Below are 12,102 nucleotides of genomic sequence, written 5' to 3' on the forward strand. Positions count from 1 at the left end.
ATCCGCCTGCGACGGTCAGGGCCGCGTCATGTCAGACGACGACAATTCTCCGATCTCGACGCGCGAGGCGAGGCGGCTCTTCGCCGGCCTGAAGAGTGCGCCGGCGCTGGTGCTCGCCGTGTCGGGCGGCCCCGACTCGGTCGCGCTGATGTGGCTTGCGGCGCGCTGGCAGCGCAGTCTTGCGCGCGGCCCAAATCTCACCGTCGTCACGATCGATCACGGCCTGCGGCCAGAGGCGGCGCGTGAGGCGCGCGAGGTCAAGCGGCTCGCCACTGAGCTCGGATTGCCGCACCGGACCCTGCGCTGGCGCGGCGCAAAGCCGAAGACTGGATTGCCGGCGGCGGCGCGCGCGGCGCGCTACCGCCTGCTCGCGCAGGCCGCGCGTGCCGTCGGCGCGAGCCATGTGCTGACCGCCCACACCCGCGACGACCAGGCCGAGACCCTGTTGATGCGCCTGTTGCGCGGCAGCGGACTTGCCGGGCTGTCGGCAATGGCCTCCCTCAGCGAGCGCGACGGGATCGTGCTGGCGCGTCCGCTGCTCGAGGTCCCGAAGTCGCAGCTGATCGCGACGTTGAGGCGGGCCAAGGTCGGCTTTGCCGACGATCCCACCAACCGCGACACCGCCTTCACCCGGCCGCGGCTGCGCGCGCTGCTGCCGCTCCTTGCGGCCGAGGGTGGCGATGCCCGCACGCTGGTGCGGCTCGCGGCCCGGCTGGCGCGGGCCAATGCGGCGGTCGAGCTGCTGGCCGACGGCGCCGAGCGCTTCCTCCGTTTGCGGGATCGCGGCGATGCGCCGCAGGCGGGCGTTCGAAGCTTCGAGGCCGCGACCTTTGCCGGCCTGCCCGAGGAGGTCCGGCTGCGGCTCCTGCTGCGGGCCATCAACGCGCTCGGGCATGAAGGGCCTGCGGAACTCGGCAAGGTTGAATCCCTCCTGGCCGTGCTCGACCAGGCCATCGCCGCAAGCCCTCGCACAGGCGCAAATGGCCGGCCGGCCTTGAGGCAGACCCTTGCGGGAGCCTTGATCAGCCTTGCCGGCGGGCGTATCCACATTGCATCGGCGCCGGCCCGGCGTCGCAAGGGCGGATAGGCGCGCACGAGGGCGGATCATGACACCGGCCAATTCGGCCCCGTGCCGTCAGGACACCTTAACCAGGCAGGAAAAACCCCGGTCAGGTCGCCATTATTTCAGCGGGAATCGCTCTAAGATGGGATAAATAGTCCCATCTCGTTCCCTTGGCAGCGACCGGGGCGGCACCTAAATTGTATGCGTCTAACGATGAGGATTCCTTGGGGATTTCCTCGTAGAGCCCAAGGATGAGGCCGCGATCCGCGCGACCACGAAGGAAGATCGATGAACGCCAATCTGCGCAATTTCGCCCTCTGGGTCATCATTGTCTTGCTGCTTTTGGCGTTGTTCACGCTCTTCCAGAATCCAGGTCAGCGGGCCTCCTCCCAGGACATCGCCTTCTCGCAGCTCCTGAGCGAGGTTGACCGCGGCAATGTGCGCGACGTCGTGATCCAGGGGCCGGACATTCACGGCACCTTCACCAACGGCTCCAGCTTCCAGACCTATGCGCCCAGCGACCCGACGCTGGTGAAGCGCCTCTATGACAGCAAGGTCCAGATCACCGCGAAGCCGCCGGGCGACAACGTGCCGTGGTTCGTCTCGCTGCTGGTCTCCTGGCTGCCGTTCATCGCCCTGATCGGCGTGTGGATCTTCCTCTCGCGGCAGATGCAGGGCGGCGCCGGCAAGGCGATGGGCTTTGGCAAGTCGCGCGCCAAGATGCTGACCGAAGCGCATGGCCGCGTCACTTTCGAGGACGTCGCCGGCGTCGACGAGGCCAAGCAGGACCTTCAGGAGATCGTCGAATTCCTCCGCGACCCCGGCAAATTCCAGCGCCTCGGCGGTCGCATTCCGCGCGGCGTGCTGCTGGTCGGCCCTCCCGGCACCGGTAAGACCCTGATCGCGCGTGCGGTGGCGGGCGAAGCCAACGTGCCGTTCTTCACGATTTCGGGTTCGGACTTCGTCGAGATGTTCGTCGGCGTCGGCGCGAGCCGCGTCCGCGATATGTTCGAGCAGGCCAAGAAGAACGCGCCCTGCATCATCTTCATCGATGAAATCGACGCGGTCGGTCGTCATCGTGGCGCAGGCCTCGGCGGCGGCAATGACGAGCGCGAGCAGACGCTGAACCAGCTGCTGGTCGAGATGGACGGCTTCGAGGCGAACGAGGGCGTGATCCTGATCGCCGCAACCAACCGTCCCGACGTGCTCGATCCCGCGTTGCTGCGTCCGGGCCGCTTCGACCGCCAGGTCGTGGTGCCCAATCCGGATGTCGTCGGCCGCGAGCAGATCCTCAAGGTTCACGTCCGCAAGGTGCCGCTGGCCCCCGATATCAACCTCAAGACCATCGCGCGCGGCACCCCGGGCTTCTCCGGCGCCGACCTGATGAACCTCGTCAACGAGGCCGCCTTGACCGCCGCCCGCCGCAACAAGCGGATGGTGACGCAGGCCGAATTCGAAGAGGCCAAAGACAAGGTGATGATGGGCGCCGAGCGCAAGTCGCTCGTCATGACCGAGGAAGAGAAGCTGCTGACGGCCTATCACGAGGGCGGCCACGCCATCGTCGGCCTCAACGTCGTCGCGACCGACCCGATCCACAAGGCGACCATCATTCCGCGCGGCCGTGCGCTCGGCATGGTCATGCAGCTCCCCGAGCGCGACAAGCTGTCGATGTCTCTGGAGCAGATGACCTCGCGGCTCGCGATCATGATGGGCGGCCGTGTCGCCGAGGAGCTGATCTTCGGCCGCGAGAAGGTGACCTCGGGTGCGTCTTCCGACATCGAGCAGGCGACACGCCTGGCCCGGATGATGGTGACGCGCTGGGGCCTGTCCGAGGCGCTCGGCACCGTGTCCTATGGCGAAAACCAGGACGAGGTGTTCCTGGGCATGTCGGTGTCGCGCACCCAGAACGCATCGGAGGCGACGGTCCAGAAGATCGACACCGAGATCCGGCGTTTCGTGGAAGAGGGCTACAACGAAGCGACGCGTATTCTCACCGAGAAGCGCGCCGATCTCGAAGCTCTCGCCAAGGGCCTGCTCGAGTTCGAGACGCTGAGCGGCGACGAGATCGTCGATCTGCTCAAGGGCAAGAAGCCGAACCGCGAGTCCGTGCTCGAGCCGAGCACGCCGCGCGCCTCCGCGGTGCCCCCGGCCGGCAAGTCGCCGCGCCCGCGGCCCGATGCGGATCCCGGCCTGGAGCCGCAGCCGCAGGCGTAATCGCGAGCGGCAGATGAGGTTGCAAAACGCGGCGGAAACGCCGCGTTTTTTGTTGGCTGGCGGTTCGTGGATGCAGAACGTCCCGGCGGAGCGCGGCACGCGGCATCCGGGGCAAACGCGGGAATCACTAAAGAAGAACTTAACGCTTGCGTCCTATTTTGGCCCGCCATGACTGACCAGGTCGTCCACAGCGCGGTTCAACCGTTTTCGGCACGTGCAGCGCTCCCTTGGGCAGTGGGCCTCGGCGTCTATGCCCTGTTGCTGATCGTTGGGCCGTGGCTGCTCGGTGATCCCGACAGCTATTCTCATATCGAGGTCGGGCGTTGGATCATCGCGCATGGCACCCTGCCGGAGAGCGATCCCTTTTCGTTTTCGAAGCATGGCGCGCCCTGGATCACCTTCGAATGGCTCTCGGAAATCGTCTACGCCGGAGCCTACGCATTGTCCGGCTGGCCCGGCGTCGTCGTCGTCGCAGCAGCGGCAATAGCGCTCGCCTTTGGCCTGTTCACCTTCTTCCTGCTGCGTGAGCTCTCGCCGGCCCTGACGCTGCTCATGGTGATCGCGGCCGTCATCCTGCTGGCGCCGCATATGTTGGCGCGGCCACATGTCCTCGTGCTGCCGGTGATGGTGATTTGGGCGGCGGCCCTGGTGCGCTGCATGGATCGCGGCGGCCCTCCGCCATACTGGGCGCTGCCGCTGCTGGTGCTGTGGACCAATCTGCATGGCAGCGTCGTGCTCGCGCTCGGGCTGATTGGTCCGGCCGTGCTCGAGGCGCTGCTGCGTGAGGAGCGAAGCGAATGGCCGCGCGTGCTGCTGCGATGGCTGCCCTTCTCGGCCCTTGCCCTCGCAGCGTCCTGTCTGACGCCGCACGGGCCGGAGCCGCTGCTGATGCCGCTGACGACACTCGGCCTCGGCTCTGCGCTCGCCTGGATCGGGGAATGGCGGCCGCAGGATTTCAGCCGTGTCGGTGGCTTCGAGTTGCTGCTGCTGGCTGGCATCTTTGCGCTCGCGCGCGGCGTGACGTTGCCGGTCGTGCGGGCCCTGGTGGTGATCGGCCTGCTCCATTTCGCATTGGCGCAGGTCCGCAACGCGGATCTGCTGGCCATGCTGGCGCCGCTCTATCTGGCGGCCCCCTTGGGTCGGAAGTTCGGCGGGCGGATCACGGACGATGCGGAGGGCGCGTCGCGCGGCCTGAATCTGGCCGCGTTCGGTGTCTTGATCGCGATGAGCGGGGCGGCGCTGGCGCGCGACATACGGCCGGCTCCCGTCAACACCCCTCAAGCTGCCGTCGCGCAAGCCGACCTCGCCAAGGCGGGGCGCGTGCTCAACGATTATTCCTTCGGCGGCTATTTGATTTTTGCCGGCATTCCCACCTTCATCGATGGTCGCGGCGAACTGTATGGCGGGCCGTTCATCGACCGCTACAATCGTGCCCTGGCGCTGGTTGACCTCGCAGATTTTCTCAAGCTGCTCGACGAATACGACATCGGCGCGACGCTGCTCGCGCCGCGGACACCGGCGGTCGCGATGCTCGACCGGCTGCCGCAGTGGCAACGCGTCTACAGCGACGACGTGGCGGTCGTGCACAAGCGGCGGGATATGCCGCAAAGATAAGTCAGACGGTACCGAAGGCCGCGTATTGGCCGCCAAGCGACACGCCGCTCAGGGCATCTTCGAGGCGACGCGCCGGTTTGGTGTCCCAGGGGAGCAGCAGAAAATGGCGGGCGCCGATCTCGCGCAAGCCGCCCGCGGCCATCAGCTTTCGGGCTTTGCCGGCACTGAGCAGGACGGCGTCCCGGTCGAACTCACAGCGCGCAACGGCAAGGCGTGTCAGCGGGTTGTAGGGATTGTGCTCGATCACGCAGACGAGCCCCCCGGGGCGCACCACCCGCCGCATCTCGGTGATGAAATGCGTCCATTCGGCCGGCACGATATGGTGCATCACGCAGATGGCCGTGACGAGATCGAAGCTGGCGTCCTCGAAGGGAAACGTGCGGCCGTCAAACTCGCGGTAGTCGACCCCGCTATTGGCCCCGCGGGCCTGCGCCAGGCTGGCCGACGAAACGTCGATACCGCTCAAGCGGCCGATCATGCCCTGCAGCAGGGGATGAAGGCTGCCCACGCCGCAGCCGACGTCCAGCATGTCGGGCCTCTCGGTGTTCAGCCGCTGCGCGATCAGATCGCCCAGGAGATCGGCCTTCGCACGCATGAAGAAATCATGCGGCAAGCCGGAGAAGTCGATCGAGGACTGGACAACGTCACGGTAGTTGGCGTGATAACCGTCGAAGAGTTCGCTCATGCGTCGGCTCACTCGTTGACGGCGCGGATCGCCGGTGCTGCCGCCGCCTCGTTGCGATCGAAGCCGGCGCGCGTCTGCACCACATAAAGCGGGCGGCGCTTCACCTCGGCATGGATGCGGCCGACATACAGCCCCACGATACCGGTCATCAGCATGTTGATTCCGCACAGCAGGGACACGACGACGATCGTCGACGACCAGCCGGTCACGAGATGGTTGTCCTTGCTGAGCCACAGCAGGATCACCCAGGCGCCGTAGAGCAGGGCCAGCCCCGAAACCGTCAATCCGCACCAGATCGCAAGCCGCAGGGGCAGATCGGAAAAGCCGAGCGCGGCGTTCACCGCGAGCCGCACCATCTTGAACAGCGGGTATTTGGTTTCGCCCGCAGCGCGCTCGAGACGGTGGAAGGCGACCTCGGCCTGCCGGAAGCCGAGCCAGGCGATCATGCCGCGCACGAAGCGATCCTGCTCCGGCATCTGCCTGAGTGCGTCGAGCACCTTGCGATCGATCAGGCGGAAGTCGCCGACATCGGCGGGGATGCCGACCGAGGACATCCTGCCGAGAAGCCGGTAGAACAGATGAGCGGTCGCACGCTTGAACCGGCTTTCGCCTTCGCGTGACAGGCGGCGGGCGTGGACGACGTCGTTGCCTTCCTGCCATTTTGCGATCAATTGCTCGATCACTTCGGGCGGATCCTGCAAATCGGCATCCATCACGATGATCGCGTCACCTTCCGCGGCGTCCATGCCGGCGGTGATGGCGACCTGATGGCCGAAGTTTCGCGACAGGCCGATATAGCGAAAGCGCGGATCTCGCTTGGCGAGCGCCTGGAGCACGATCGAGCTGGAATCGCTGCTGCCGTCATCGACGAAGATCGCTTCTGCCGGACCGTCGAGCCGGGACAAGACCAGGTCGAGCCGGCGCAGCAGGACCGGCAGCACGGCTTCTTCGTTGAACACGGGGATGACGAGGCTGTAGCGGATCGATCTGGAATTGGCCGCCATGCGAGAGATTCCGGCTGGGTTGCAGGGGCGGGAGTCTAGTTCAACGGTGGTTAAGGTCGCCTTGCCGCAACTGTTAAGGATCTAGGGCCCTCGGGCGTTTGAGGGCGGAGGCAGACCGGAATGGCGATGCACGATTAACCATGCTTGCGCAGCCGTGGCTTCGGTCTAGGGCCTGCGGCGGATCTTGTAGAGGACAAATCGCTCCGAGGTGTCCAGCACCTCCAGCAGATCCGGCAGCGGGTTCGCGGCCGGCGGTCCGAGCACATAGAGATAGTCGTAGTCCCGGTACCAGGTGCGGACGAACGGCGGAACGTCCGCCGGCGGCTGGCTTGTCGCAATCGCGGTGAGCAAATCCGACGGCACCGGCCCTCCATAGGGAATGGCAAGGCGGCGCACGCCCTCGCGTGGCCGCACGGGCTGCTTGCCCGCTTCCGTGAAGAGGTTGGGCACGAACGCGTTGGCATAATGCACGGCCAGCGTCGGCGCATAGTACATCGGATACGAGGAGAGGTCGGCGAAGGGCGGATCACCATTGTCGCCCGTGCTTCCAACGAGAACGCGTGAGCCGCGCTCGATCTTCTGGAACGAGGCGATGATCGCCGCATAGTCGGCGCGGTAAGGCAGCCACACCGCGAAAACGACCGCGAGATTGATCAGTGTGATCCCACTGATCGCGGCGAGCGCAGCCGTTCTCCAGGCCCGGCTCGGCAGCGACAGCGAGCAGAAGGCCGGCAGGACCAGAGCTGCAGCCGGGATCACGCGAAGGTCCACGAACGAGGTTCCGAACAGCTTCGAGGGAATGACCAGGTAAAGCAGCGCAAAGCCGATCGCGAGCCAGAGGCCGGCCGGCTCGAGCTTGAGGACGCCGCGCCTTGCGGCGAAAAGCAACGAGATCATCAGCGCCAGACCGGTCACTGCCGATGCCGTCAGGCTGTAGCCGTTCAGGATGCGCAACGGCCAGATCGGCTTGAATCCGAGGAACCAGCTCGTCCCTTCGCTTCCGATCGAGCCCGCAGTCATTTGCATGACCCCAAACAACACGAGCGCCGGCAGGGCGAGCGCGCCGAGCCGCGCGGCTGCCACCCGGTACGATATTCGCTGCTGACCAATGCGCGAGAGCTCGTAGAGGCCGAGCGTCGCGCCGTAGATGCCGAGAGAGAAGAAATGCGCCGCATACAGCGCAGCGACGAACAGCACGTTGGCGACGAAACGCAGCGGCCATGGGCCTTCGGCCAGCATCAGGTAGATCGCGATGCCCCAGAGGGCGAGGCCGAGGCCAAACTCGAAATTCACGAAGCCCCAGCTGAACGGCAGACAGTAGAGGAAAGCGAGCGCAGCGAAGCCGGCAAGATGAACCCGTCCCTTCCGCGCCCATTCCAGCAGCAGCGCGCCCCCGACGATCAGCAATTGACTCAGCAGCAGAAACAGCCGTGTGGCGTGCTCGACGCTCATCAGCCGCGCCAGCTGCGGCACCAGCAGATCCATTCCAAGGTTAGGATAGAAGGCCCAGGCCACCTCGTAATACGGATTGGCGTCGGGGGTGCCGTTCCGGCTCAGGATGTACATGCGGGCAAGGTGATTGGGATAATCCACCATCGCGGGAATGGGCGTCAGCAGCACCGGAAGAAAGGAGACCGCCGCCAGCACCGCAAGAACGGCGATCGCCACGGACCGCTCCGAGTCGAGCCGAGCCGGGATTGTCAAAGTCGGCCTGTCAAAGGAAGACATGTCGCGGGATCGCCGGGGTTTGAGCGTGGTGTGCCAGGTCGCGTCCACGTCGCCTTTGGAGGGACATCTCACGGTTACGAATACGCGCCCTCAAGGAGGTTCTCACTTCGAAGGCGTCGCGGTCGCGCTGTCCGCATGGTCTCGCACATGGATCACCGCGATGTCGTCCGCATAGATCCGCTTCCAGCCCTTGAGCTGGTCGAGGATCTGTGGGCCCGGCGCATCGGCAACCAGGAGCGTCGCGTCGATCTTGTACTCGTCGAGCAGGCGCGGCAGCAGCTCGGGCTTCTTGCCCTCCGTCGCCTTGAAGAAGTCCATGACGAATTTCTCGCCATAGAGCTCGGCACGGCCGTCAACGAAGACCGGAATATCGCGCGAGATCAGATAGCCGCCGAACTGGTAGGCATTGAAGACGCGCTGCATCTTGCGTTGCTCGAGCACGTCGACGGCCGCAACCGGCGTGTGCGTCGTCGTGAAGGTGAAGCGGTGGTGCTCCATGTAGAGCGACGTCGAGGTCCAGCTCGCCGCCACGATCATCAGCGCGCCAAGCGCGGTGACATAGCGGGCGGGCAAGCGCCCGGCACCGGTGGCGTCAGGCGCCGGGCGCGGGAACATCTCGCCGAGCGGCTTTGCCAGCACCAGCGGCACCACGAACGCAAATGCCTCGATGCTCCTGACATGGGTCAGCGCGCTCCAGGTCAGGAACAGGATCAGGAAGATCCGGGGCGCCGACAGCACCAGGCCGCGATAATAGCCGAATGCGATCAGGCCGAGCAGGGCGCCTTCGAATGGGGTGAACGTGGAGAAGTTTGCGGGCATCCATTCGAAGATCAGCGACAGAAGTTCGCCGAGGCCGAGAATATTGGTCGCGCCCAGCAGCGTCCGCCAGCCATACGGCGTGCAGCAGCTCGCGATCAGAGCACCGATTCCGAACAACACCCAGCGCATGAACAGCTGGAGCCGTCGTCCCTTCTCGGCGTGCTCGACAGCCTCGAGCGCGATCGGGCCGATCAGCACGAGGCCCAGCACGAAGCCGCCATGCAAATTCGCCCAGAGCGCCATCAGCGGCAGCCAATACCAGGATGGCGCGCTCTTGCGGTCGGCAGCTGCCATCAGCAGGCCGACCCACGCTACCATGACGGGCAGCGCCAGGATATGCGGGCGCGCCAGCACGTGATGGGCCGACAGCAGCAGCGCCAGCATCGCGAAAAGCACTGCGCGCGGTGCCTCGATCTGAGCGTCGAGCAGATAGACGAAGATCGCGACCGTGACCGCGACCGCGACCGCGGTGAGGATGACGGGACCTGCCCAGTCCCATTGCGCATGGGAATAGGCGAACAGCACCTGCGACAGCCACGACGTCGAGATCCATGGCGCGCCCGTTCGCGTGAACGAATAGAAGTCGGTGGTGGGCATGGCGCGGTGATCGAGGATCCACTGCCCGATCTTGACCTGCCAGAACGAGTCGGAGTCCTGTAGCCGGGTGTCGCCGAGGTAGAGGAAGAACAGATAGACGCCGGCGCCGACGCACAGCGGCACCAGGGCCCTCGCGCGGCTCTGCGCCGCGATGCTGTTGGCAAAGGAAAGTGACATGCCGCCTCGTCGTCCTGTTGTTCTTGTCGGTCGGGCGTGATCCGGACCCGGCGGGCCGCGTTGGCGCAAAGTGTGGTGCGGTTTCCGAGAAGATCATGCTCAAGCAATCACTGAAGCGCGATGAACGTTTCATCTCATCGCGCGCCAGTCCGAGCGGGCGGCATTGGATCACGGGCGGTCATAACTTCGGGTAAACCGGCAGGCTACGCCGGTTTCATGTCCCGACAAATTTAACGGATTGTTTTAGATTTCGATTTACCATCGGCGAATACACGCAAACCGCTCGGTGTTTACGCAGACGAATTAACTGCGGCGCAATTCTTTGCCTCTACGTTGGGTTCCATGGTCGGGCGGCGCTGGGAAGCCGAAAAGACCAGATCAGTTGTAGCCTCGTGTACTCATTTGGAGCACTCTATGAAGAACCTCGTTTCGCGTTTCCTGAAGGATGAATCCGGCGCCACCGCCATTGAATACGGCCTGATCGCTGCCGGCATCGCGCTGGCCATCATCACCGTCGTCAACAATCTCGGCACCACGCTGAACGCCAAGTTCACCTCGATCTCGAGCAGCCTCAAGTAAGGCTGGCCGACCTGAGAATTCTGAGAGCCTCGTCCGCGACGAGGCTCTTTTCTTTTGTGCGAGGGCTTGCCGCCCGACCATGCTCAAGAATTTGGTTCGTGGCTCACTGTGACGTGGAGGATTTGGTCGGTGCGTCGTCGCGGACGTGGACCACGGCGATGTCATCCGCGTAGAGCCGCTTCCAGCCCGGCAAATGGTCCATGATCATCGATGCCGGGACCGTCCTGTTCAGCAACGTCGCGTCGATCCGGTAGGTTTCGAGCAGACGCAGCAGGGTCTCGACGTCCTTGCCTTCGACAGCCGCGAAATAGTCGAGCACGAATTGCTCGCCATACAGTTCGGCGCGGCCGTCGATGAAGGTCTTGATGTTGCGGGTGACCAGATAGCCGCCGATCGGCGCGGTGCTGAAGATCCGCTGCGCGTGCCGCCGCTCGAGCAGGTCGACCGCGGCCGCAGGAGACGGATCGCTGATGAAAGCATAGCGGTGCGGCGTGGCATAGGACCGCGTGATGCTCCAGCCGGCCGCGACGATCGCGAGCGCCGCGGTCGCGGTCAGCGCAAAAGAGGGCCGCGTTTCCGTTCCCCTGGGTGCGACGGCCCTCGTCATTCCAAAATGTTCGGCCAACGGTTTCGACAGCACGAGCGGCGTCAACAGCGCAAAAACCTCGATGTTCCTGAAGTGGCTGAGAGCCGCCCAGACCAGGCCGAGCAGCAGTAGAATACGGGTCGCGGTCAGCACCACGCCGCTGTAGTAGCCAATGCCGATCAAGCCGAGCAGGCTGACTCCGAACAGATCGAGCGAGCTGAAGTCGGCTGGCCTCCACTCCCCGATCATCGAGAGCAGCTTACCGAGGTTGAGGATTTTCGTCGACGCGAGGAGCGTGTTCCAGCCATAGGGTGTGCAGCAGCTTGCCGCAAGCGCGGCCAGCCCGAACACGGTCCAGCGTGCGGCCAGTGCAAAGCGCTGCTTGCGATCGGCGGACGCGATCGCATCGAGGCCAACAGCTCCGATCAGCGCTAGACCCATGACGAAGCCGCCGTGAAGATTGGCCCACAGCGCCATCAAGGGCAGCAACAGCCAGGATGGTGCGGTGCGCCGGTCGGCGGCCGCCAGCAGTCCGCCGACAAAGGCCAGCATGACAGGCAGGGCCAGCATGTGCGGGCGCGCGAAAAAATGGCCCATCGACATCACGAGAATTGGAGCGATGAGCAGCAAGGCGCGCGCGGGATCCAGATAGGGGTCGATCAGGTGCGCGAAAATCGCCGCGGTCGCGCCGATTGCGAGCGACGTCAGGATAACCACGCCCGCCCAGTTCGACGGTTCGTAAACCAGCGCGAACAAAACTTGCGACAGCCAGGAACTCGAGATCCAGGGCTCGCCGTCGCGCGTGAACGAATAGATGTCGTTGTGGGGCAGCGCGCGGTGTTCGAGGATCCACTGGCCGATCTTGATCTGCCACAGTGTGTCGGAATCCCGCAGCATGATGTCACCGATGCCGAGAAAGAACAGGTAGGCACCGGCACCGATGCAGAACGGCAAGATCCAGCGCGCTACGCCGCGCGCGGGCGCGCTGCTTGTCATGGAAACCGACATTGAACTCTCGGAGTTGGATCGCCCACGC

The 12,102-nt window shown here is 64.9% G+C and carries 9 protein-coding genes; 4 read left to right on the forward strand and 5 right to left on the reverse strand.

The window, feature by feature from the left end; all coding sequences use genetic code 11:
- The first annotated feature begins 28 nt into the window (after positions 1–28).
- The 3 genes from tilS (at position 29) to RAD10_RS07320 (ending at position 4,891) form a co-directional block, all read left to right on the forward strand.
- A complete protein-coding gene (gene tilS, locus RAD10_RS07310; protein ID WP_461616893.1) occupies positions 29–1,087 on the forward strand; it encodes a tRNA lysidine(34) synthetase TilS in 1,059 nt (352 codons plus the stop codon).
- A gap of 264 nt (positions 1,088–1,351) precedes the next feature.
- Positions 1,352–3,277, forward strand: coding sequence for an ATP-dependent zinc metalloprotease FtsH (gene ftsH, locus RAD10_RS07315; protein WP_018317780.1), 1,926 nt, complete (start codon positions 1,352–1,354; stop codon positions 3,275–3,277).
- Between the two features lie 168 nt (positions 3,278–3,445).
- A complete protein-coding gene (locus RAD10_RS07320) occupies positions 3,446–4,891 on the forward strand; it encodes a hypothetical protein (protein ID WP_461616894.1) in 1,446 nt (481 codons plus the stop codon).
- A 1-nt stretch (position 4,892) separates the two neighbouring features.
- On the opposite strand, the gene RAD10_RS07325 is transcribed toward RAD10_RS07320, so the two are convergent.
- The 4 genes from RAD10_RS07325 to RAD10_RS07340 form a co-directional block, all read right to left on the reverse strand.
- The gene (locus RAD10_RS07325; protein WP_461616895.1) at positions 4,893–5,576 is read right to left on the reverse strand and encodes a class I SAM-dependent methyltransferase; all 684 of its coding nucleotides are present in this window, start codon (positions 5,574–5,576) and stop codon (positions 4,893–4,895) included.
- Positions 5,577–5,584: 8 nt separating this feature from the next.
- On the reverse strand, positions 5,585–6,580 hold the full coding sequence (locus RAD10_RS07330; protein WP_461616896.1) for a glycosyltransferase family 2 protein: 996 nt from the start codon (positions 6,578–6,580) through the stop codon (positions 5,585–5,587).
- 165 nt (positions 6,581–6,745) lie between these two features.
- Positions 6,746–8,308 (reverse strand): hypothetical protein, encoded by a 1,563-nt coding sequence (locus RAD10_RS07335; RefSeq protein WP_461616897.1) that lies wholly within the window; start codon positions 8,306–8,308, stop codon positions 6,746–6,748.
- Between the two features lie 102 nt (positions 8,309–8,410).
- A complete protein-coding gene (locus tag RAD10_RS07340) occupies positions 8,411–9,901 on the reverse strand; it encodes a hypothetical protein (RefSeq protein ID WP_461616898.1) in 1,491 nt (496 codons plus the stop codon).
- Between the two features lie 414 nt (positions 9,902–10,315).
- Here RAD10_RS07340 and RAD10_RS07345 point away from each other — a divergent pair, with 414 nt between their 5' ends.
- On the forward strand, positions 10,316–10,480 hold the full coding sequence (locus RAD10_RS07345; RefSeq protein WP_461616899.1) for a Flp family type IVb pilin: 165 nt from the start codon (positions 10,316–10,318) through the stop codon (positions 10,478–10,480).
- A gap of 103 nt (positions 10,481–10,583) precedes the next feature.
- Here the strand turns inward: RAD10_RS07345 and RAD10_RS07350 are convergent, their stop codons facing one another.
- Positions 10,584–12,074 carry a hypothetical protein gene (locus RAD10_RS07350; protein WP_461616900.1) on the reverse strand — a complete coding sequence of 497 codons (1,491 nt, stop codon included), beginning with the start codon at positions 12,072–12,074 and terminating at the stop codon, positions 10,584–10,586.
- Positions 12,075–12,102 lie beyond the last annotated feature (28 nt).

Source organism: Bradyrhizobium sp. 23AC, from assembly GCF_054863025.1.